The organism is Roseibium sp. AS2 (assembly GCF_038900065.1).
GTDB lineage: Bacteria > Pseudomonadota > Alphaproteobacteria > Rhizobiales > Stappiaceae > Roseibium.
Map to the genome: position 1 here is coordinate 150,953 of NZ_JBBMQN010000001.1, position 22,060 is coordinate 173,012.

Consider the following 22,060-nt stretch of genomic DNA (forward strand, 5'->3'; position numbering starts at 1 on the left):
ATCCGGCGGATCTTTTAAAGACGGCACCGCGCCGGAACCGGCGCGGTGCTGAGTGTCATGCGGAGGCAGGGCCTCCCGCCGCCATCACTTGATGCGCGGCAGCGTCTCGAACTGGTGGAACGGCGGCGGAGAGGACAGGGTCCACTCCAGGGTCGTCGCTCCTTCGCCCCAGGGGTTGTTGCCGACGGCACGCTTCTTGGAGAAGGCCTCGACGATACCGAACAGGAACACCAGAACCGCGAAGGCGGAAATGTAGGACCCGATCGACGACACGAAGTTCCAGCCGGCCAGCGCATCCGGGTAGTCGGCATAGCGGCGCGGCATGCCGTTCAGACCCAGGAAGTGCTGCGGGAAGAACACGAGGTTCACGCCGACAAAGGTGATCCAGAAATGGGCCTTGCCGATCGTCTCGTTGTACATGTAGCCGAACATCTTCGGGAACCAGTAGTACCAGGCCGCGAAGATCGCGAACACGGCGCCCAGCGACAGCACGTAGTGGAAGTGCGCCACCACGTAGTAGGTGTCGTGGTAGGACCGGTCGAGACCCGCGTTGGCCAGCTGCACGCCCGTGACACCGCCGACGGTGAACAGGAAGATGAAGCCGACGGCCCAGACCATGGGTGTCTTGAACTCGATGGAGCCGCCCCACATGGTGGCGATCCAGGAGAAGATCTTCACGCCCGTCGGAACCGCGATCACCATTGTGGCCGCCACGAAGTAGGCCTGGGTCTCGGAGGACATGCCGACGGTATACATGTGGTGGGCCCACACGATGAAACCGACGACGCCGATGGCCACCATCGCGTAGGCCATGCCGAGGTAACCGAAGATCGGCTTGCGCGAGAAGGTCGAGATGATGTGGCTGATGATGCCGAAGCCCGGGAGAATCAGGATGTACACTTCCGGGTGACCGAAGAACCAGAACAGGTGCTGGAACAGGATCGGATCGCCACCGCCGGCCGGATTGAAGAATGTCGTGCCGAAGTTGCGGTCCGTCAGCAGCATGGTGATGGCGCCTGCCAGAACCGGCAGGGACAGCAGCAGCAGGAACGCGGTAATCAGCACGGACCATGCAAACAGCGGCATCTTGTGCAGGGTCATGCCCGGCGCGCGCATGTTGAAGATGGTCGTGATGAAGTTGATGGCACCGAGGATTGAGGAGGCACCCGCAATGTGCAGGGACAGGATCGCCAGATCCATCGCCGGACCCGGCTGACCGGACGTGGACAGCGGCGGATAGATCGTCCAGCCGCCACCGACGCCGTTACCGCCCGGAGGACCTTCAACGAAGAGCGACAGCAGCAGCAGCAGGAAGGCCGGCGGCAGCAGCCAGAAGGAGATGTTGTTCATGCGCGGGAACGCCATGTCCGGCGCACCGATCATGATCGGCACGAAGAAGTTGGCGTAACCACCGATCATCGCCGGCATGACCATGAAGAAGATCATGATCAGACCATGTGCGGTCGTGAACACGTTGAACAGGTGCGGATCACCGAAGATCTGCATCCCCGGCTCCTGAAGTTCCATCCGCATGCCGACGCTGAGTGCGCCGCCGATGATCCCTGCGATAATCGCGAAGATCAGATACATGATTCCGATGTCTTTATGGTTGGTCGAATAGACCCACCTGCGCCACCCGTAGGGGTGGGCATGTGCCGCATGTGCTTCGGTCGCAGCCATTTTGGGCTCCCTCTTTCATACAATCCCAGCGGCGCTGCGTGTTGTCGCGCGCATCGCCAATTAGGCTCCCCGCCGCGTTACTTCGCGGCGACGGAGATTTGTTCGAGCCTGCCGGTCGCGGCGACTTTCTTGTCGGTCGCGAGCGATGCATAGAGCTGCTCGTTCGCGGTATCCAGATCGTCCTGCGCGGCGGTCACCCAGCTCTGGAACTGCTCTTTCGAGACAACCCGGACGGCGATCGGCATGAAGGCATGGTCCTTGCCGCAAAGCTCGGAACACTGACCGTAGTAGACGCCTTCCGCGCGGGCATGGAACCAGGTCTGGTTCAGACGGCCGGGGATCGCGTCGATCTTGACGCCGAAAGACGGCATCGCGAAGGCGTGGATCACGTCCTCGGAGGTCACCTGCAGGCGCACCGTGGTATCGACGGGAATGACGAGATCGTAGTCGACGGCGAGCAGGCGCGGAACTTCATTCAGGGTCACGCCACGCGCTTCGGCGACTTCCTGCCGCTCGTCCTCGGCAACCATCAGGCTGTCGAAATACAGTTCGCCCATGCCCTCGTCCATGTACTCATACCCCCAGTACCACTGGTATCCGGTGGCCTTGATGGTCATGTCGTATTCCGGAATATCGAGCTGCTTGAACAGAAGCCGGAAGGAAGGAATGCAGATCACGAGGAGGATCAGGATCGGCGCGACGGTCCAGACGACCTCGATCATGGTGTTGTGAGAGGTTCTGGAAGGAACCGGGTTCGCCTTGGCGTTGAAGCGGAAAATGCAATAGATGAGCAGCGCCAGCACGAACAGTGTGATGACTGTGATGATCACCAAGGTAAAACCGTTGAACCACGTGATGTCGTCCATCACGTCCGTCACGGAGACCTGATAACCGAGCTGCCATTCCGACATTCCGGATTCGGCGGCCTGAGCGGCCGTGGACGCTCCCGCGACGGTCGCGGCCACACCAGCAGCAGCCATACCAGCCATTGTCATGAGACGCTTGAAGAATGCCTTCACGTCCGCGCTCCCTTCCCTCAGCCGCGTCATTCGCGGCACATATGTCAATTCCGGACTCAGATCCTGTCCAATCCGGTGCGGCAGTACCGGGCTTGGCGTTGCCGTGCAAGCCTTATCTGCCGCATCCTGGCCGTGGACTGGATCATGAGATTGCCGAACTATAACCACAAACTCATATAAAGGGCGATGGCTACCATTGGGCAGAGCGGCGATGTGCCGCATCAATCCACCGACACCTTCGTGCCGCACAAAAACCACAAGAAACGTCAGGCTGCAACGGAATTTGCAACTTTTCCCGGTGCCCCTGAGATCATCGCCATATGACATTGGTCAAGACATACGGATTTTCGACAAGAATTGCAGCTAATCGTCGCGATCTTGCCCGGGCCGGACTGGAATCACGCGCCGTGATGCGGCACTGTCTGCCCGGAATACCATCTTGATTCGCTGAGCCGGCCCGCTTTCGACCCGCACCGGCCGCCGGCGGACCGGACAACGCTTGACTGGAGGATTTCTTGTCAACCCAATTGCTGCAGTCCATTTGTGCCCGCCTGAGCGAACGGCCCGGTGCGTCCCTGGGTAAAGTCGCCGCACTTGCCGGTATCGTTCTCGGAGCGCTTGCCCAGGGGACCCTGCCCGCGTCGTCGCAGGGCGAGGTGCGTTCGGCCCATGGTGACTGGCAGATGCGCTGCGACACACCTCCGGGAGCGACCAGCGAACAATGCGCGCTCATTCAGAACGTCACTGCCGCCGACCGCGAGAATGTCGGCCTGTCGGTGATCGTCCTCAAGACCGCCGACAGGCAGGCACGGATCCTGCGCGTCCTGGCGCCCCTCGGCGTGCTGCTGCCGTCCGGACTGGGCCTGAGGGTCGACAATGCCGATATCGGCCGCGCGGGTTTCGTGCGCTGCCTGCCGAACGGCTGTATCGCCGAGGTCATTCTGGAAGACGAACTCCTGTCCAAGCTGAGATCCGGCGGCCAGGCGACCTTCATCATTTTCCAGACACCGGAAGAGGGCATCGGCATTCCGATTTCCCTGAACGGATTTTCGGCGGGATTTGATTCCCTGCCCTGACGCGGGAAATACCCCTCACAAGTAAAAGGCGCCCGTTGCGGCGCCTTTTTTGTGTCCCGACGACCCGTCATTCCGCCGGTGCGTCGTGCTCTTCCTTGGGCTGCGGTCTGCGCGGCGTCACCTTGTGCAGCCTGTCCGCTCCGGCATACATGCCCTCGGTCAGTTGCACGGCAAGGCGTTCCTCGTCACGATAGCGAACGTCTTCCTCGATCTGGTCGATCCGATCGAGCGGCGTTCCGAGCGCCTCCAGGGCCGCCCGTCCGAAGACGACGCTCGACTCGAAGGTTTCCCTGATCTGAAAATCGACGCCGCGCTTGGTCAGGTCGAGTGCATGGGCGCGGTCGGTGGCACGGCAGAAGATGAGCGTGTCGGGAAACCCCTCCCGGACCAGATCGATGGCCTTGGCCATGACCTTGTCGTTTTCGATGCACATGGCCACCAGTGCCGCCTTGTCCGCGCCGGCCGCAGCAAGCACATCCGCGCGCGTGGCGTCGCCATAAAAGACCTTGTAGCCCTGTTTGCGCGCGTACTGGATGCGGTCTGGACGGTTGTCGATGGCCGTGATCTCCAGCCCCTCGGAGGTCAGAATCTGGGCGACCACCATGCCGAAGCGCCCGAAACCGACGACCAGCACGGTCGGTGTCGCTTCCTCGAATGTCTCGATCGACGGATTTTCGACGCCCCTGGCCTTCACCCTGGCCGCGAGCTTGTCGAGCCCCAGGCAGGCCACGGGCGTGAGCAGCATCGAAAGGATGACGATGGCGTTGAGCAGGTTCGCTGTCTGATAGTCCAGCAGGCTGTTGCCGATGGCCGCGGTGAACAGCACAAAGGCGAATTCGCCGCCCTGGGGCAGGGTCACGGCGATACGCAGGGCGTCGGAGTTCGGCGACCCGGTGCTGCGTGACAACACCCAGAGATAAGACCCCTTGACCACCATCACGATGGAGACGCCGGCCGCCACGCCCATCCAGTGCTCCATCACGAGGGCGATGTTGAGCGACATGCCCACGGCGACGAAGAAAAGCCCCATCAGCAGGGACCTGAAGGGTTCGATATCGGCTTCGAGCGTGTGCCGGAAACTGGATTCGGCCAGCAGGACCCCGGCAAGGAAAGCGCCCAGCGCCATCGACAGGCCGACCGCATGCATGATCCCGGCGCTGCCCAGGGCGACCAGAAGCGCCGCCGTCAGCATGACCTCGCGCGCCCGGCTTGCCGCCAGCAGCAAGAACACCGGGGAAATCAGATACCGGCCCGTCAGGATAACCGCCGCGACCGCGCCCAGGACGATCAGGATCTCGCTTGCGATCTGGGCGAAGGTTGATGGCCCCTCCCCCGGGGCGAGGATCGCCACCATCGCCAGCAGCGGCACAATGGCAATGTCCTGCAACAGCAGGATGCCGAACGCACGCTGGCCGTAAGCGGAGGACAGTTGCCCGCGTTCCTGGAGGATCTGCAAGGCGAAGGCCGTGGAGGACAGGGCAAGCCCGAAGCCGGCAACGAGCGATGTCGAAAAGGAATACCCGGCGAGCCGGCCGATACCGAAAAAAGTCAGGCCGGTCAGAACCACCTGGGCGGTCCCGAGCCCGAAAATGTCGCGTTTCATGCGCCAGAGCTTTTTCGGATCAAGCTCCAGTCCGATCACGAACAGAAGCAGGACCACGCCGAGTTCGGCCACGTGAAGCACATCTTCACCGGACCCGAGCAACTGCATGCCGTAGGGACCTATGGCAGCTCCCGCCGCGAGATAGCCGACCACGGAGCCAAGACCAAGACGCTTGGCGATCGGCACGGCCACGACTGTCGCGGCCAGAAACACGATAGACTCGGCAAAGAACGGGGGCGCCCCTTCTACGGCCATTCTCTCTCCCTGTCCGGCTCCCTCATTGGCGTATCGACCGGAATTCCCTCAAAGGGCCGTCGGAACACTGATTCCGGTCCTTTCGAGACTACGCCCGAACCCCGCCCGAATGCCAGCACGCCACGAGCGAAAGACGCCGTTTTCAATCGATGGGCTCGCCTGTTCCCCAACAGGGACGGTTTTGCCCAAAAAAGCGCCGGTCAAGGCCGGCAGGGACTAAGCCGCCCGCGAGACCGCGCGTCTCAGACCGCCGTGCCGCCGACCGTGAGTTCATTGATACGCATCGACGGCTGGCCGACCCCGACCGGAACACCCTGGCCCTGCTTGCCGCAGGTGCCCATGCCCGGATCCAGCTTCATGTCGTTGCCGATCATGGAGACCCGGGTGAGCGCGTCCGGCCCGTTGCCGATCAGCATGGCGCCCTTCAGCGGCGCGCCGACCTTGCCGTTCTCGACCCGATACGCTTCCGTACAGGAAAACACGAACTTGCCCGAGGTGATGTCGACCTGCCCGCCCCCGAAGGAAACCGCGTAGATGCCGTCCTTGACGGAGCGCAGGATTTCTTCCGGCTCCTTGTCACCGGACATCATCACCGTGTTGGTCATGCGCGGCATGGGGATATGGGCATAGGACTGGCGCCGTCCGTTGCCGGTCGGCTCCATGCCCATCAGACGGGCGTTCTGGCGGTCCTGCATGTAGCCCTTCAGGATACCGTCCTCGATCAGCACCGTGCGGCTGGCGGGCGTGCCCTCGTCGTCGACGCTCAGGGACCCGCGCCGGTCCGGGATGGTGCCGTCATCGACGATCGTGACCCCCGGTGCTGCCACGCGCTGGCCCATCAGGCCGGCAAACGCAGAGGTCTTCTTGCGGTTGAAGTCGCCTTCAAGACCATGGCCGACCGCTTCATGCAGAAGAATGCCCGGCCAGCCCGGTCCGAGCACCACGTCGAAGGTTCCCGCGGGCGCCGGCACCGAATCCAGATTGACCAGAGCCTGGCGCAATGCCTCGTCGACACCGCCCTGCCAGTTCTCGGGGGTGATGAAGCGGTCAAAGCCTTCCCGTCCACCACAGCCGAACGAGCCGCTTTCCTGCCGGTCCCCGGATCCCGCAACGACCGAAATGCTCAGGCGTACCATCGGGCGGACATCACGGACCAGATGACCGTCCGCACGCAGTATTTCCACGACCTGCCACGATCCCGCCAGAGACGCGGACACCTGACGCACCCGCGGATCGCGGCCGCGCGCAAAGGCATCGATCTCCTGAAGCAGCTTCACCTTGTCCTCGAAACTCGGTCCACCCAGCGGATTGGCGTCGGAATAGAGCGACTGATTGGTGCGGGCCGGCGCGGCGGCATAGCTGCCGGAATAGCCTTTCTTGACGGAGCTGACCGCATCGGCAGCGCGTTGCAATGCGCCTTCCGAGATGTCACCGGCATGCGCATAACCGGCGGCTTCGCCGGCGACCGCCCTCAGACCGAAGCCCTGGGCGGTATCGTAATTGGCTCCCTTCAGCCGGCCGTTGTCGAAGACCAGCCCCTCCGTCTGACGGTACTCGACAAAGAGTTCGCCATCGTCCGATCCGGAAAGAGCCTCCTCGGTGATCCGCTTGGCGGTCTCCAACCCGAGGCCGGAGGTTTCGATGAGATCGGTGGTGGAAAGGGTCATGTGACTGTCCTGAGTTTTCCCGGCAACGCGGTCCGCCCCGGTCTGAAGAGCTTTTTCGCCGATTTATCACCAACATAGGAGTTTTGGCAGACATTTCATCCCAAAACCTCAGAAATCCACTTGCCGTATTTTAAACCTGAGTTTAATACTCATATTTAAGGACAGTCATCCTGACTGGCCTTTGAAAGCCAGACCGCTTGTGCCCTTTTTGCGTTCACCCGACTGCACCGCACCCGCATTTCCAACCCGGTCAACTCCGGAAAGTCCGATCGAAACCATCGGGCATCCATTGATCCGGGCAGGTCGCCGCCGCCCCTCATTTCCATGACACAACGCGCCGCGGCATTGCCCCGGCCAGAAAGACCTTTTGCTGATGTCAAAGCCACCAGAGTCTCGCGTGGGACAGGATGTTTCTGCCTTTCATGAAATCGCGGCGCTTCGCGGCGACGGCCTGCATCCGTTGTTGCTGCAGGCCCTGGGCAGGACCGGTCAGGTGTCCGGCCCGCCGAAACCGTCCGAACAGACCGGCGAAAACGTGATCCGGCCGGACTTTGCCGCCCGGCAGCCAAGGCGTGCGGCTCCCAAGGCGCAGCCCCGGTGAACGCGGTCCTGGTCGCAATGCATCTGGTCGCGTGCCAGCCGGACCTGCTCATCTGCGAGGATATTTCCGGCGTGTCGCAAACATGGGACACTATGGAAGCCTGCCGACAGGACCGCGATGGCGAAACGATCCGCGCCCGCAGATTGCTTGCACCGCAGACAGTCGTCATGTCGCGGTGCCGCTACCAGATCAGGCGTGATGGCAGATCCTTGCCGATGTTCTGATTGTCCCGGCTGTGGCCTTGCAGGGGCTTGCCCGACCGTGGTGAACTGCCGTAAAAGGGCGGCATAGAAAAACAGACAAGGGCGCCAGGTACGGCGATGATGAACCGATACGAAAACCCGCAGGTGCCAAGCGAAGCGCGCGTCCGCTATCTGGATGGCGACTACCAGGTGGAAACGCCGGGTACCTTCGTGCGCTGCGCGGTGACCGGCGTGGCGATCCCGCTCGACGAACTGAAATATTGGTCGGTCGACCGCCAGGAGGCCTATGTTGACGCCAATGCGTCCATGAAACGCTATCTGGAAAGCAAATAGCGTCAGCCGATGTGCCGCCGGTGTGCCTCAGTCGACGTGCGCTCCGGACAGAATGTGCTGGCGCAGTTTCTCCCTGATCAGGGCGACAAGACGGTCCTCGTCGTCAATGTCCATGCGCACGTCCAGAACCGCCGTGCTGGAGGCGATCCAGTGAAACAGTTCACCGTGTGAGGTTTCCAGGCGCACCATGTCCTTGGCCGTGGTCACGAGCCCCAGCCCCGCCTCTTCCGCTTCCGTCAGAAGGGCCTTGATATCGGCCTGCGAATAGACGTGATGGTCCGGGAAGGCACGGGTCTTGCGGACCTCGTATCCGAGCGCCTTCAGTGACGCGAAAAACTTCTGCGGCCGGCCAATCCCAGCGAAGGCGAACAGGCGGCAGCCCGCCAGGTCGTCATTGGGCTGCGGCCGCAGATGGGCATGCACGATCGGCAGTCCCTTGCGTCCGGCAAGATGCACAGCTTCTTCCGCCGCCGAACCGTCTCCGACCAGCACAAGGCAGTCCGCCCTGACGATCTGTCTGTCTGCCGGGGCGCGCAACGGCCCCGCCGGAAAACATCTGCCGTTGCCGAAACCCGTGTTGCAGTCCACCAGGACAAGGCTGAGATCCTTGGCCAGCGCCGGGTTCTGAAACCCGTCGTCCATCAGGAGCAGGTCGACCGGCTGCTGTTCGGCGAGCCGGGCCCCTGAAGGCCGGTCCGCGGCAACGACCGTCGGCCCGTAGCGGGCAAGCAACAGGGCTTCGTCGCCGACCTCGGCCGCATCGTGAAGGCCGGCATCCACCAGCAAGGGACCGTTTGCCGAACCGCCATAGCCGCGCAGCAGAAATCCAGGCCGGTAGCCCTCTTCCTGAAGCCGGCAGGCGAGTTCGATCGCAAAGGGGGTCTTGCCCGTGCCGCCCACGACAAAATTACCGATGCAGATCACGGGAAGACGGCTGTGGTACTTCGGCCGTTTCAACATGCGCCGGGCCGCGACCAGCCCGTAGAGCCGTGCCACCGGCGCCAGCAACGTCGCGGCGAGCGAAAAGCCGGGCTTCCACCAGAAATCAGGTGCCGTCTTCATGCGCCGCCTCCCGGGCCGGGTCTCCGGCCGGTTCGGCAAGAAAGGGCTTGAGCAGCATCAGGGTCTTGTCCAGCGCTCCGCGACCGGCCGCGACCAGCGCCCTGGCACGCTCCGCCTGACGGGCGGCAAGATCCGGATCGCGCAGCAGGGCGGCAACCGTGTCCGCCAGCTCCGCCCCCGTTTCCGCCCGCGCGCCGGCATCGGCGTTCCAGAACTCCTTGTAGACCGCGCGCGCGTTGGCAACACGCGGCCCCGTCACGAGCGCGGAGCCGGCAAGAGCCGCTTCTACCGGATTGTGTCCCCCGGCATCCGTGAAGGATCCGCCCAGAAAGGTGACCGGGGCCAGTCTGTAATAAAGTCCCATCTCGCCGAGCGTATCCCCAAGGAAGACATCGGTCGAGCGGACAATGGTTCCCGACAGGCTGCGCCGCGACACTTCGAGCCCGTGCCCGCGCAGCAGATCGGCAATGGCGTCCGCCCGCGACGGATGGCGCGGCACAAGGATCATAAGAAGATCGGGGAACTCACGTCGCAACAACACATGCGCAGCCACAGCGATTTCGTCTTCGCCCGGATGGGTCAGCGCCGCGAGCCAGACCGGCCGCCCGCCGGCCGATGTGCTCAACCGGGCGATCTCCGCCGGGTCCGCCGAGGGGTCGTCCGCATCGAACTTGAGATTTCCGGGCGTTTCGACCCGGTCGCAGCCGAGGCGGCGGAAGCGCCCGGCGTCGGCGTCGCTTTGCGCCAGCACCAGATCGAGAGACCGGAACACATGACGCGCAACATCCGGCAGTCTCGCCCAGGCGCGTTGCGACCTGTCCGAGAGACGCCCGTTCAGCAGCACGAACGGCGTTTTGAAGCGGCGCAGCTCGTCGAACATGCAAGGCCAGACCTCCGATTCCACGACCATGGCCAAATCGGGTGACCAGTGGGACAGAAACCGGTTCACGGGCCCTGGTGCGTCATAGGGAACGAACTGATGCCGCACCCCGTCCGGCAGGCGCTGCCCGGCCAGGTCGGCCGCCGTCACGGTGACCGTGGTCAGGAGCACATTCAGGTCCGCGGCCGCCAGGCGCTCGATCAGAGGCAGGACGGACGTGGTTTCACCGACGCTGGCGGCATGAATCCAGACGAGCCGGCCCTCGGGGCGCGGCGTGGCCGAATAACCGAACCGTTCGCCCTTTCTGGCCGGGTTCTCCTTGCCGGAGCGGCTGCGCAGCAGGAACAGCAGATTGAACAGAGGCGTCAGGACCCTGGCGAGGCCCCTGTAGGCGCTTATGAGAATGGGCCGCCGGTCAGCCATCCGCCCTTCCGACCAGTTCATAGGCGTGCCTGGTGGCAGCGTTCAGCCCCTCCTCCACCTGGAGACGGTAGGCCTCAAGAGCGTCCTCTTCCGTTTCGGCCGGCACCCAAATCAACTCCCCCACGGCGATCCCGCCGCGACCGAACGGCAGATTGACGCTTGCCCTGTCCCAGCTGTTCAACTCGATCGACCGGCTGGTCGCCACCGCGACAGGAAGGATGGGCCGCCCGGAATGCTTGGCAAGCTGGACAATACCGACACCGGACTTCCTCGAGGGACCTTTGGGCACGTCCGCGGTCATCGCGATGCTGTAACCGTCCTTGAGGGCGCGAAGCGCCTCGATGAAACCCCGCATGCCGCCGCGTTTCTTGATCTGCCGCGCATTCTTGCCTCCGGACGCGCGGATCAGTCCGAGGCCGAACTTGCTCGCCGCGATGGCATTGATCTCACCATCGGCGGAACGCGAGATCATGACCTTGGCCAGCCAGTGGGAGGGCTTGGCGAAAGGCACCATGAAATGCTGGCCGTGCCACATGGCCACGATCACCGGAAGGTCCGCTTCCATACGCGCGTGCACGCCTTCCGGCGCCACCACGAAGCGGTTGGTGCGATAGACAAGCTTCAGGTACCCCGCAAGCAGGGACCCCACTCCCGAGAGGACCCAGGGCTGGCGGCCGAGGCGTTTGATCATTTTTGTTTTCGCCCGAAATCTATGGCAGTGGCCTGCTCAGGAAGCCGTTTCCGGATCCAGCAGACGATGCATGTGCACGATGAAATAACGCATATGCGCGTTGTCGACGGTTGACTGGGCCTTGGCTCTCCAGGCCTTTTCAGCTTCGGCGTAGTTCGGATAGATGCCGACGATGTCGAGTTCGTCCAGATCGCGGAAGGTCAGTCCTTCGGGCGATTCCAGCTCGCCGCCGAACACCAGGTGCAGAAGCTGTTTCTGGCTGTCGGTTTCACTCATGATATCCTCGCTTTACATCTGTGCCGGTCAGGCTCGGCAGACGATCGAACCCGCACCGTTGAAGCAACGTGCCGCTATTTTCCGGGGTGCGGAGTACCGGCGGCATCAGCCGATCAGGGGCCGAAGCGCATCGCACATCGGCCCGGCCAGAACCTCCGGAACCGCGATCAGGGCCGGATGTCCGGTCCTGGCACGATTGTAGATCAGGTTCCGGCCCGTCAGATCGATCAGTTTTCCGCCTGCTTCCTGCACCAAAAGATCGGCCGCCGCAAGATCCCAGTCGCTCGGCCCGCCGCGCGCGGCGCCCACGTCCACACGGCCCGCCGCCACGATGGCCAGCCGGTAAGCCAGCGACCTCAGGATCTGCGTGGCCACCAGACCGGCGGATAAAACGTCTTCATTGGCGACGATCGAATGCGGCCCGGTCAAGGTGGCACCCTCGATGCCGCTCTGGTCCGACACGCTGATCCGGCTGCCGTTCAGCCAGGCGCCGCCGCCCTTTCGCGCCAGAAACATTTCCTCCCGGACCGGACAGAACACGGCCCCGACGACCGGGCGTCCGTGTTCGACGACCGCGATGGAAATCGTCCATTCGTCACCGCCTGCCAGAAACGCCCGGGTCCCGTCGATCGGATCGACAATGAAAACGCGCTCATGATCAAGCCGCGACCGGTCGTCGGCGGTTTCCTCCGAGAGCCAGCCATAGCCGGGCCGCGCGGTACGCAATTGCTCCGTCAGAAGCTTGTCGACCGCAAGATCGGCTTCGGACACGGGAGCGACATTGCCCTTGCCCTTGAACCAGGCTTCCGGGTCCTTGCCGAAGAAAGTCAGCGCAAGCGCGCCGGCCTGCCGTGCCGCCGTTTCAACAAGCCGAAGATCCGCTTCGAAGCCGGTTTCATCCATGCCCGTGTCAGCTGCCCGCAAGCGCCATTCCCTCGATCATCACGGAAGGGGTCGCCGCCGAATAGCGGTTGTCCAGATCGCTGCCCGGCACCAGCCGCGCGAACATGTCCGTCAGATTGCCGGCAATGGTGATCTCGCTGACAGGCTCGACGATCTGTCCGTTCTCGAACCAGAAACCGGATGCGCCCCTGGAATAATCGCCGGTAAGACCGTTGACGCCGTGGCCGATAAGATCTGTCACGAGCAAACCGTCGCCCGCTTCGGCCATGAGTTCCTCGAGCGACTTGTCGCCCGGCATCAGCGTGATGTTGGTTGCACCCGGCGAGGTGCCGCTGCCGGCGCGATGGGCGCGGCCATTGGGTGTCAGGCCCAGTTCGCGCGCGCAGGCGCCGTCCAGAAACCAGTGCCGCAGAACGCCGTCCTCGATCACGTCGAGCACCTCCGCCCGCGTGCCCTCGCCGTCGAACGGACGGGTCGCCGCGCCACGGTTCTTGAAGGGGTCGTCGACAACCCTGATCCCGGGTGCGAACACGGCCTCGTTCATGCGGTCCCGCAGAAAGCTGGTCTTGCGGGCGATGGAGGCACCGTTGATGGCCCCGGCGAGGTGTCCGAGAATGCTGCGGGCTGCCCGGGATTCGTAAATCACGTTGGCGGTTCGGGTCGACAGTTTCTGCGGATTGAGGCGGCGGACCGCCCGTTCCCCGGCCCGGCGGCCGATTTCCGCAGGCGCTTCCAGATCCTCAAAGAAGGTCCGGCTGTCGAAATCGTAGTCCCGCTCCATCGCCGTGCCCTCGCCGGAAACGGCGGTCATCGACATGCCGTAGCGGGAGGACAGGTAGGATCCCTCGAAACCGTGGCTTGTTGCCAGCACGACGCCTGCCAGACGCCAGGACGCTCCCGCCCCGCCCGACTTGCTGACGCCCTCGACGGCCAGCCCGGCGGCTTCCGCCTCCAGCGCGATCTCCGCCAGCTTGTCTGCGGTCATTTCCGTGCTGTCCAGAAGCTCCAGCACAGGCTGGTCCCTGACCAGCAAGTCCGGATCGGCAAGTCCCGCATAGGGATCCTCGGGCGCGACCTTCGCCATGGCAACGGCGCGTTCGGCGAGGCTCGCGGGATCGTCGAGACGGTTGGCCGACACGGCCGCCGTGCGCTTGCCGACAAAAACCCGCAACGTCACGTCATCGCCCTCGGCGCGTTCGGTCTCCTCGACCTTGCCTTCGCGGACATCGACCGAGAGCGAGACGCCGGTGACGGCGATCGCGTCGCAGGCATCGGCCCCGGCCGTGCGGGCCGCCGCCACAAGGCGCGCCGCGCGGGATTGCAATTCGCTCTGATCTATCAGTTCCGACATGTTCAACGCTCATCCGTCCAATGGTCCGGCTGTTGTTTACGCCGCTCACCTCGCGGCTGCAACATCTGCTGTCGGAAAGGCCGAAGCGGAATGTGTCTCGCATCGACCGTTTCTAAGCTTCCGGTTGTATTCCCCTCCGGTCGTCACAGGACTGAACAAGCGGTTACCGCTCTGCTCATACTCCGGTAACCGTCTTTGAAATCACAGTTTTTTAACCCTGTCTCTTAAGCTGATCACGACTTTTCTCCCGTAGCTTCAATCACATCAAGAGGCCATAAGGCCCTGTGGAGAGTCATTTGAGACGTCAAACAGAAATACAGGAAACGACGGCAACCGGGACGGGCATTACAACATTGCCCGATCCCGGCGGCCTACCGGTCCGCTTCGAGCAGCGGCTCGAATCCCGGCCCGGAACGCCCTCACTTCCAGCAGAGATCTTCCTTGACCGCGACAGGGCAGTCATCAATCGCCGGGTTGCCGGCGTGCCCGTCAAGGTCGTCGTCCCGGTTCAGGGTTTCGACGGGGTCATGGTCCGGATCGTTCCCGGTGCGGCCCCGGGCGACATCCTTGCGACGCTGATCCTGAAACACCCCGACAGCGCCCTGTCGATCACACTGGCCGAAACGGAGCATTCCGACGATCTGGCCGTGCTGTGGAGCCGCTGGGCGCAGGTTTTCAACCTGCCGATGCTGGTGTGCGATCTCGGCGGCAAGATCAAGCCGATCGAGGCCTACAGCGCCCTTCCGGCCGCCCGCCCCGCACCGCGCCGGCAACTGCGCCTGCTCACGGGCCGCCGTCCGCGCTTTCTCAACCGGCGCGTCCCCGGCCGCCCGGCGGTGGCTGCGGCTGTCCACAGCAACGAACGCGAGATCATCGCGCGGTCGTGACGGTGCGCTGACCACATTCCAGGACTGCAAAAATGGCGCCGCTCCGCGGCGCGCTGCAGGGAAGACCGGCGTTTACCAGCGCTTGCCGGCGTCACCTGCTGTCTGCCGGCTTGTCAATCGCCTCAGCTTCCGGTGGAACATTCAAAGATGATGCCGGTAAAGATCCTGCGATCTGTTCAGGTGTGAACGCATGGCGCTTTCGGCATTTTCAGCAACACCGCTTTCGATACACTCGACGATCTTGGAATGCTCGGCAAGCGTGACGTTCTCACGTCCCGACCAGATCAGCAGGTCCGTGTGATAATTGAACAGCCAGGTGAGCATGGCGTCACTGACCGCCGCAAAAATCGGGTTGCCCGATATCGACGCGATCTTGCTGTGAAAGGCGATATCGGCCTTGATGAAATCGGACGGATTGCCGAGCAGGTCCTTTTGATCGACGACAAGCTGCTTGAGTTCTGAAATGTCTTGCGGCGAGGCCTTCTCGGTCGCGATCCTGACCATGCCGCCTTCGAACAGTCTGCGCGCCTCCTTGAGGTGTTCAAGATTGTCAGAAGAGGCAGACAGCAGCATGCGCGCCACCATGTCCATCTGCCGAAACGCCAGATCCGCCGACAGCTCGCTCACCCGGGACCGCTCGCCCTGGGAAATCGAAATGAGCCCCTGAGTGTGCATCGTCTGCATGGCTTCGCGAACGGCGGGCCTGCCGACGCCGAAGCGCAGCATCAATTCACGCTCGGACGGCATGGGATCGCCGGGGGCAAGCTCGCCCCGCACAATCATTTCACGCAATCGATCGAAAACCTGATCGGAGAGTTTTCGCCGGACAATCTTGTCATCACCGGCTCCCGAGCCGTTCCAGTTTTCCATGACCCGCCAATCTGATCCTTTCACCGCAGGGCTGTCTGCGGATCGCGGCACGCACGATTTCACAGCCGACCGCAGATTCATCCGCCTTCAGTGGACTTATAGCCGGAGAACTTCGAATGGACCAAGCATCCGCCGATCGCCACAGACAATTTCCAGGTTCCGGTCTGTCAGATTAGCGGCAATCTGGAAGACCTCACCGTCCTTCTCCACACACAGCGAAGCTATCTTATCCGCTCCGACACAGTCACAATTGATAACGTTCGCTTCGCCCAGTGCCGCGAGGGTCGCGACGACCTCTCCAACGGGCCAGAGAGATCCGCTGGCTTCGTCAACAATCCCTCTGGGGCCGGTGAAACTTGCTGGAACCCATTGACGAATGTCAGCCCGGGCAATCGCGGACGCATAGCCCATGGTCCAGGCAGCGGCGAAAAGGCCGCGTTGGCGCGGATCGTCATGGGTCATGCAAAGACGCTTGTTGCCCGGATTTGCAAATGTCCGGGATCCGTAGGGATTTTGGCGCATGCCGATGGTTGACGGTCCGAGCCTGTATTCCTTGTCCTTGCCAATGAGCGCCCGGGCCGAGCGCGTGATATGCGGCACGGCTTCAAGTGTTTCGATGACACTGTCGTCATCGGCCGCGTGAACAATCGGATTGGTTGAATGGGTCACGAAATCCAGCCATGACATTGGCGGCCGTTTGCGGTTCAACTCGGTGAAATAGCTGAACATGCCGCCGCCGAGCCTGGTCTCGGGAAAAGCTTGTCTCGCAGCAGCATAGATTATCGACAATGGAGGACACGCGGGCCATTCACTGCCCGGCGGTGTCGACTGACGGTCGACCGAAGGACACACCGCGATTGAGTTCAAGGCAAGCCCGCTTCGTTTTACCATGCTGGCCAGGTTGTCAAATTCCGCCTCGAGGTCGCCATCACAGGCGACCACATATTCCAGATCGTAAGACGCCGGGAAAAGGTCCTGCAAGGACCGGAAATCTTCAAGTGCCTTCAGTCCGTGCGCTTGTGTCGGATCGAAATGACACAGGAGCGCAGCAGGGTTGACCTCTTTCAGCAGACCGGCGTGTTCGATGGCGGACCTGGTGTCTTCAGGGCTGATCAGCAGTCCTATTCGCGGCAGACGGCTGTTTGTGGCTTCGCCTCGAACAAACTCGACAACTCTGGCTGCTGTGTCATCACGCGCCGGGAAGATCGATGCCCCTTCGGTTTCACTCCTCATCATTTCGAGTGTCACCGACTGATCGACCTCTTGTCCCGCATCCATGAGATACGGCCAGGGAAGCGCCAACGGCCTCACATAGGTCTTGTAGGAGGCGTCGGACCAGTTGCGCTGGTCCTCCATCTCGAAGGCGTCGCCCTCCATCCGGCAACGGGCCTTCAGGTGCGGCGCTGCTGCGTGGGTCAGGGACCGGATGGACTTGAAGGGTTGCCAGGGGTCTATGAGATCGGGAAACCTGGTGTTGGCAATGGTCCCGTCGCAATGCTCGACCTCGACGGGTTCGCCGGCCACCCCGTTGATCGGATGCAACACGGTGAAACCGCACCGGTTCGTCTCGAAGGCCTTGTCGACGACTGCCGAGGAAGCAAACCTCAATGATCCGGCCTCAGTGCCGGTTATCTGCGCCCTGACGCTGAGACCCGCCCCCTGGTTCTGGTAATGCGCGACGTAGGAAACTTCGAATTTGCCGGGGTCTTCCACCACTGCGAGATCGGAAATGGCCGCAGGAAGCGTGCCCCAGTCACTGTCGCGTACAACGTAGGAAATGGCGCGCAGAACTTCATGGCCTTCGAACCGAATGTACCGCAGATTTCCGTTTTCCAGCCGCACTTCCAGCGGCCCTGCGCGCAAAGTCCGGAATGGCTCCGGGGCCGATTCCGTTCCATACAGGCGAATGCGGCTCACGTCGCTCATGTCAGGCGGTGTCCAGCTTGATTGTCCGGCTGTTCCCGGCAGCGGAAAGATACGCAGCCTCGACCAGTTCCAGCGTTTTCAGGTTGTCCAGTCCCGATGTCTCCGGTGCCCCGGACGCATTCAGGCAATCGATGAAATGCCGCTGGATGTTGTAGACGCTTTCCTGAATGTTGTGCCAGGGACGCTCCGCCCAGGACAGCAGCGGGGGCGATACGTCCAGTTCCCGGGTGCCGGACGCATTGTGCACAACCAGCCTGTATCCGGGCATCAGCCTCAGCGTTCCCTCGCTGCCATCCACCTCGAGAAGGCTTTCGGGAAAGCTCTCCCGGGAGAGCCGTGATGCATAGCTGCAGTCGACAACACTGGTGACGCCGCTTTTGTGAACCAGCATCATGGTCGCGACGTCTTCCGCCCAAATGGCCGGATTGACACGTTTCGTGCTTGCCGAGATCGTGCGCGCGTCGCCGAACAGGAAGCGGGCGATGTCCAGAATATGGATCCCCAGGTCCTGGATGATGAAGCGCTCGTCCGTCGCCAGATACGGCTGGCCCGAATAGACGTCATAGGCCGACCGGAAACTGACCCGTCCCCAGAAGGGCGTTCCGATGGCGCCCTTGTCGAGTTCGGCCTTGGCAGCGTGGATTGCCGACTGCCAACGAAAGTTCTCGTGCACCATCAGGGTCACGCCGGCGTCGGCGGCCGCGTCTGTCATTGCCCTGGCATCTGCCATCGTGTCCGCAAAGGGCTTCTGGCAGATGATGTGCACATTCGATCCGGCCGCGCGTTCGACCAGCCGCCTGTGGGTCAGAACCGTCGTGGCAATGTCGACGAAATCGAGCTCTTCCGATTTCAGAAGCTCGTCGGCATCGGTATAGGTCCGCTCGACGCCAAAGCGTCCCGCCGTCTCCTTCAGGCGGTTCTCGTCGCGGTCGCACAGCGCGGTGATGGCTGCTCCCTCGACGTCGGCCCAGGCGTGCATGTGGTTCTGAGCGAAAAAACCGCAGCCGATCAGTGCGCCTTTCTTCATGATGTTCTCCTCATGCTGCGGCGGCCTGCTGCTGCAGTGCCACCCGGGCCTGCAGCCTTTGCTGCGCCTGGTCGACAACAACGGCGGCGATGATCACCAGGCCCTTGATGACGGTCTGCCAGAAGGAACTGACACCCATCATCACCAGTCCGTCGGACAACACGCCAATTACGAATGCGCCGACGATGGTTCCGCCGATCCGGCCGCGTCCACCCGACATGGACGTGCCGCCGAGGACGGCTGCGGCAATCGCGTTGAGTTCGAAGGTCTCGCCCGTCGCGGGATGCGAGGCCATCAGCTGTGACGAGATGACAAGGCCGACAATGGCCGCGCAGAAACCCGAGAACATGTAGACGAACATCTTGACGCGATTGACCTTCACGCCGGAGAGGGCGGCCGCCTTCTCGTTGCCGCCGACCGCATAGATGTGCCGTCCCAGCGGCGTTCGTCCGGCGATATAGGCAGCGGTCAGACCGACGGCAATCAGCAGCCATATGGAAACCGGAATGCCAAGAAGACTTCCCGTTCCGAGCACGTGAAGACCCGTCGATCCGTAGGCCTCGTTCCCGACGAGGTTGGGAAAGGTCGCCCCATCGGAAGAAAGCAGTGCCAGGCCGCGCGCCACGTAAAGCGTTCCGAGCGTCGCGATGAAGGGGGCCACGTTGAGGCGCGTTATCAGCACGCCGTTGATTGCCCCGACAAAAACACCGACCGCAAGCGTGATGAGAATGATCTCGAATATGTTGAAATAGAGCGAATACCCGATCCCCAGATCGACACCGTTGAGGATGAGGTAGCCGGCCACCATTCCGCACAGGCCGACAATCGAGCCAACCGAGAGATCGATCCCTCCCGTGATGATGACGAAGGTCATGCCGATCGCCAGAAACGCGTTCAGGGCCACATGTTTGGACATGATGACGAAATTCGCGGTGCTGAGGAAATTCGGGGCTGCAAACGAGAAGAAGGCAAACACCGCGATCAGGGCGATGAAGGTCCTGAGTTTCAGCAGCAGCAGGATCATCGGCTGTCCGCCGGAGGTGCCCGAAGGCTGCATTGTGGTGACTGATGTCATCCGTTCCTACTCCCAATGACATGACCTGCCTCGGAGGCAGGCGTATGGCCGATCGCGGAGGCCGCGATTATCTGTTCTTCCTTGACGCCGGCGCCCTCGAACTCGCCCGTGATGCTGCCGTTCGACATCACGATGATCCGGTCGGACAGGGACATGACTTCTTCAAGATCCGAGGTGACGAACAGGATCCCCAGTCCCTCCGCCGCCAGCCGCCGCATGGTGCGGAAGACCTCGGCCTTGGCACCGATGTCGATGCCGCGGCTCGGCTCGTCCATGAGCAGAACCTTGGGCGAGGTCATCAGCGCCTTGCCGATCACGACCTTCTGCTGGTTGCCGCCGGACAGCGAGCTGACCGGGTTCTCCATGCTGGCGATCTTGATTGCGAGATCCTTGACGAAGCGCGTCACCGTCTCCCGCTCCGCGGCGAGGCTGAGATGAATGCCCTTCACGAAACTGGCCAGGCTCGACAGCGACATGTTCTCCCGGATCGGCAGGATCTGGATCAGGCCCTCCGACTTCCGGTCTTCTGGGATGAGCGCCAGCCCGCGCCCGATGCGGCCCGCGACATCGGGTTCATTCAGGTGGCGGCCCTCGACGTAGAAATGCCCCGTGCAATGCGGATGCTGGGCCATGATGCATTCGAACAGTTCGGAACGCCCCGCACCCATGAGACCGTAGATCCCGACAATTTCGCCAGCGCGCAAGGACAGCGAGACGTCATCGACAACGCGGTTTCCTGTCCGGCCCATCAGGCTGATGTTCTCGCAGCGGAACACCTCGTCGCCGAAGTCGTGCTTGACCGTCTTGGCGAAATCCTTTGACGCCGCGCCGATCATGTTCCGCACGATCCAGGAAACGTCGACGCCGTCCATGCTTCTGGCGCCTGTCCGCGCACCGTCCCTCAGCACCGTGATGTAGTCGCCGATCCGGATCAGCTCCTCCAGGCGGTGGGAAATGTAGACGATGCCGACACCACGCTTCTTCAGGTCCGCGATGACCCGGAAGAGGATTTCGACTTCCGCCGCGCTCAGGGCGGAGGTCGGTTCGTCCATGATCAGGATCCGCGCATCCTGGGCAAGCGCCTTGGCGATCTCGACGATCTGCTGCTCGCCGATGCGCAGGTCGCTCACCATCGCGTCCGGCGAAATGTCGTGCTCGAGGCGCCGCATGAGCGCCGCGGCTTCCGCTCTCTGGTCTCCGGCAGCGATATCGACCCCGGCGCGGGTCTTTTCCCGTGCGATGAAGATGTTGTCGGCAACCGTCATGTTGGGGAAGAGGTTGAGCTCCTGGAAGACGATGCCGATCCCGTTTGCCGCTGCCGTGCGCGTGTCGGGGAAGGTGACCTTTTCCCCCTGCAGCAGGATTTCACCCGAAGTCAGCTGCTCGACGCCGGCGATCACTTTCATCAGGGTGGATTTGCCGGCGCCGTTTTCACCGACGAGCACATTCACCGCGCCAAGCCGGACATCGAAGTCCACATCCTTCAGCGCGTGCGTGCCCGGATAGACCTTGTTTGCCGCACGCACCGACAAGCCGATCTGGTGCATTTCGTCTGTCATGAACCACCCATCTTTGTCGACACGGGTGTGATCAGGTACGGCGGACCGCCGCCGCGCACGGTAAAGGCACCGATCACGTCAATGGTCTTGCCCACGAGAGCGTCGCGGGGCAGATCCTTCAGGGCACTTTCGTAGGCGCGCGTGTTCAGGGAACGGGAGAGCTGGGCAAACTCGATCTGATCCGTGAATGAAGAGAAATCGACGAACGGAAGGATATCCCGGAGCGCCGTTCCGCGGATCACGGGACCGAGCTGCAGGATGACATCTGCCTTGCCATCGGCGGTCACGTCCACATCCGCTGTCGCGGCACGTGAATCCGTCTTGGCTGCCAGGATTGTGCCCTGTACCCGCACGGCGAAGTTCCAGGGACTTCCCTCGCTGGACGGACGATAGCCATGTGCTTCGCCGGCCGTGTCGAGATCCGCTGCAATCGCGTCGCCAAGAACGGCCATGTCGGTCGCCGTTTGCTGAAGGTGAGGTAGAACCTGTTTGGCCCAGATGTCAGCTACAAGCACATCCATGTCGCCGCCGGGGCTGCTTGAAACGACTTGTTGCCCCTGACCGCCACCGTCATTCGTGGCCAGATGCTTTTCGAGTTTGCATCCGCCCAGGCCGGCGACAGCCACAAGGACCAAAAACAGGGAAGGAACTGCGCCGCGATCCACTGTGCAACCTCCTTGAACAGAATCCTCC

21 protein-coding genes are annotated in these 22,060 nt (G+C 62.5%); 5 read left to right on the forward strand and 16 right to left on the reverse strand.

The window, feature by feature from the left end; translation table 11 throughout:
* Window positions 1–84: 84 nt before the first annotated feature.
* Complete coding sequence (gene ctaD / locus WNZ15_RS00685) at window positions 85–1,680, reverse strand: cytochrome c oxidase subunit I (RefSeq protein WP_342891005.1); 1,596 nt, start codon at window positions 1,678–1,680, stop codon at window positions 85–87.
* Window positions 1,681–1,757: 77 nt separating this feature from the next.
* Entirely contained in the window at window positions 1,758–2,675 is a 918-nt protein-coding gene (gene coxB, locus WNZ15_RS00690) for a cytochrome c oxidase subunit II (protein WP_342891833.1), read from the reverse strand.
* 626 nt (window positions 2,676–3,301) lie between these two features.
* On the opposite strand from coxB, the gene WNZ15_RS00695 reads away from it, so the two are divergent.
* Complete coding sequence (locus WNZ15_RS00695) at window positions 3,302–3,775, forward strand: invasion associated locus B family protein (RefSeq protein WP_342891834.1); 474 nt, start codon at window positions 3,302–3,304, stop codon at window positions 3,773–3,775.
* A 67-nt stretch (window positions 3,776–3,842) separates the two neighbouring features.
* Here the strand turns inward: WNZ15_RS00695 and WNZ15_RS00700 are convergent, their stop codons facing one another.
* Together WNZ15_RS00700 and tldD are read right to left on the reverse strand one after the other, a co-directional pair.
* Window positions 3,843–5,633, reverse strand: coding sequence for a monovalent cation:proton antiporter-2 (CPA2) family protein (locus tag WNZ15_RS00700; RefSeq protein WP_342891006.1), 1,791 nt, complete (start codon window positions 5,631–5,633; stop codon window positions 3,843–3,845).
* Window positions 5,634–5,875: 242 nt separating this feature from the next.
* The gene (tldD, locus tag WNZ15_RS00705; protein ID WP_342891007.1) at window positions 5,876–7,300 is read right to left on the reverse strand and encodes a metalloprotease TldD; all 1,425 of its coding nucleotides are present in this window, start codon (window positions 7,298–7,300) and stop codon (window positions 5,876–5,878) included.
* A gap of 397 nt (window positions 7,301–7,697) precedes the next feature.
* Between tldD and WNZ15_RS00710 the strand changes: the two genes are divergently transcribed.
* From WNZ15_RS00710 to WNZ15_RS00720, 3 genes are all read left to right on the forward strand, one after another.
* Complete coding sequence (locus tag WNZ15_RS00710; RefSeq protein ID WP_342891008.1) at window positions 7,698–7,901, forward strand: hypothetical protein; 204 nt, start codon at window positions 7,698–7,700, stop codon at window positions 7,899–7,901.
* Window positions 7,898–8,125: a hypothetical protein gene (locus tag WNZ15_RS00715; RefSeq protein ID WP_342891009.1), complete on the forward strand. Its 228-nt coding sequence runs from the start codon at window positions 7,898–7,900 to the stop codon at window positions 8,123–8,125. Before WNZ15_RS00710 ends, WNZ15_RS00715 begins: the two co-directional genes overlap by 4 nt.
* Window positions 8,126–8,221: 96 nt before the next feature.
* A complete protein-coding gene (locus WNZ15_RS00720) occupies window positions 8,222–8,437 on the forward strand; it encodes a DUF2093 domain-containing protein (RefSeq protein ID WP_342891010.1) in 216 nt (71 codons plus the stop codon).
* A 27-nt stretch (window positions 8,438–8,464) separates the two neighbouring features.
* Here the strand turns inward: WNZ15_RS00720 and lpxK are convergent, their stop codons facing one another.
* From lpxK to WNZ15_RS00750, 6 genes are all read right to left on the reverse strand, one after another.
* Window positions 8,465–9,499 carry a tetraacyldisaccharide 4'-kinase gene (lpxK, locus tag WNZ15_RS00725; RefSeq protein WP_342891011.1) on the reverse strand — a complete coding sequence of 345 codons (1,035 nt, stop codon included), beginning with the start codon at window positions 9,497–9,499 and terminating at the stop codon, window positions 8,465–8,467.
* Entirely contained in the window at window positions 9,483–10,802 is a 1,320-nt protein-coding gene (locus WNZ15_RS00730; RefSeq protein ID WP_342891012.1) for a 3-deoxy-D-manno-octulosonic acid transferase, read from the reverse strand. Before WNZ15_RS00730 ends, lpxK begins: the two co-directional genes overlap by 17 nt.
* Entirely contained in the window at window positions 10,795–11,493 is a 699-nt protein-coding gene (locus tag WNZ15_RS00735) for a lysophospholipid acyltransferase family protein (protein ID WP_342891013.1), read from the reverse strand. The genes WNZ15_RS00730 and WNZ15_RS00735 overlap by 8 nt, the downstream gene beginning before the upstream one ends.
* Before the next feature lie 36 nt (window positions 11,494–11,529).
* A complete protein-coding gene (locus tag WNZ15_RS00740) occupies window positions 11,530–11,769 on the reverse strand; it encodes a DUF4170 domain-containing protein (RefSeq protein WP_342891014.1) in 240 nt (79 codons plus the stop codon).
* 105 nt (window positions 11,770–11,874) lie between these two features.
* Window positions 11,875–12,693, reverse strand: coding sequence for a 3'(2'),5'-bisphosphate nucleotidase CysQ (locus WNZ15_RS00745; protein WP_342891015.1), 819 nt, complete (start codon window positions 12,691–12,693; stop codon window positions 11,875–11,877).
* Window positions 12,680–14,023 (reverse strand): TldD/PmbA family protein, encoded by a 1,344-nt coding sequence (locus WNZ15_RS00750; RefSeq protein ID WP_342891016.1) that lies wholly within the window; start codon window positions 14,021–14,023, stop codon window positions 12,680–12,682. The genes WNZ15_RS00745 and WNZ15_RS00750 overlap by 14 nt, the downstream gene beginning before the upstream one ends.
* Before the next feature lie 296 nt (window positions 14,024–14,319).
* Here WNZ15_RS00750 and WNZ15_RS00755 point away from each other — a divergent pair, with 296 nt between their 5' ends.
* Window positions 14,320–14,910, forward strand: a complete 591-nt coding sequence (locus tag WNZ15_RS00755; RefSeq protein ID WP_342891017.1) for a DUF6101 family protein — start codon at window positions 14,320–14,322, stop codon at window positions 14,908–14,910.
* Between the two features lie 141 nt (window positions 14,911–15,051).
* Here WNZ15_RS00755 and WNZ15_RS00760 read toward each other — a convergent pair whose 3' ends face one another.
* The 6 genes from WNZ15_RS00760 to WNZ15_RS00785 form a co-directional block, all read right to left on the reverse strand.
* Window positions 15,052–15,780 (reverse strand): transcriptional regulator NanR, encoded by a 729-nt coding sequence (locus WNZ15_RS00760; protein ID WP_342891018.1) that lies wholly within the window; start codon window positions 15,778–15,780, stop codon window positions 15,052–15,054.
* Window positions 15,781–15,876: 96 nt separating this feature from the next.
* Window positions 15,877–17,706: a hypothetical protein gene (locus WNZ15_RS00765; RefSeq protein ID WP_342891019.1), complete on the reverse strand. Its 1,830-nt coding sequence runs from the start codon at window positions 17,704–17,706 to the stop codon at window positions 15,877–15,879.
* A 1-nt stretch (window position 17,707) separates the two neighbouring features.
* Entirely contained in the window at window positions 17,708–18,733 is a 1,026-nt protein-coding gene (locus WNZ15_RS00770; RefSeq protein ID WP_342891020.1) for a Gfo/Idh/MocA family oxidoreductase, read from the reverse strand.
* A gap of 10 nt (window positions 18,734–18,743) precedes the next feature.
* Window positions 18,744–19,808 carry an ABC transporter permease gene (locus WNZ15_RS00775; protein ID WP_342891021.1) on the reverse strand — a complete coding sequence of 355 codons (1,065 nt, stop codon included), beginning with the start codon at window positions 19,806–19,808 and terminating at the stop codon, window positions 18,744–18,746.
* On the reverse strand, window positions 19,805–21,367 hold the full coding sequence (locus tag WNZ15_RS00780; RefSeq protein ID WP_342891022.1) for a sugar ABC transporter ATP-binding protein: 1,563 nt from the start codon (window positions 21,365–21,367) through the stop codon (window positions 19,805–19,807). The genes WNZ15_RS00775 and WNZ15_RS00780 overlap by 4 nt, the downstream gene beginning before the upstream one ends.
* Window positions 21,364–22,032 (reverse strand): DUF2291 domain-containing protein, encoded by a 669-nt coding sequence (locus tag WNZ15_RS00785; RefSeq protein WP_342891023.1) that lies wholly within the window; start codon window positions 22,030–22,032, stop codon window positions 21,364–21,366. Before WNZ15_RS00785 ends, WNZ15_RS00780 begins: the two co-directional genes overlap by 4 nt.
* Window positions 22,033–22,060: the final 28 nt, after the last annotated feature.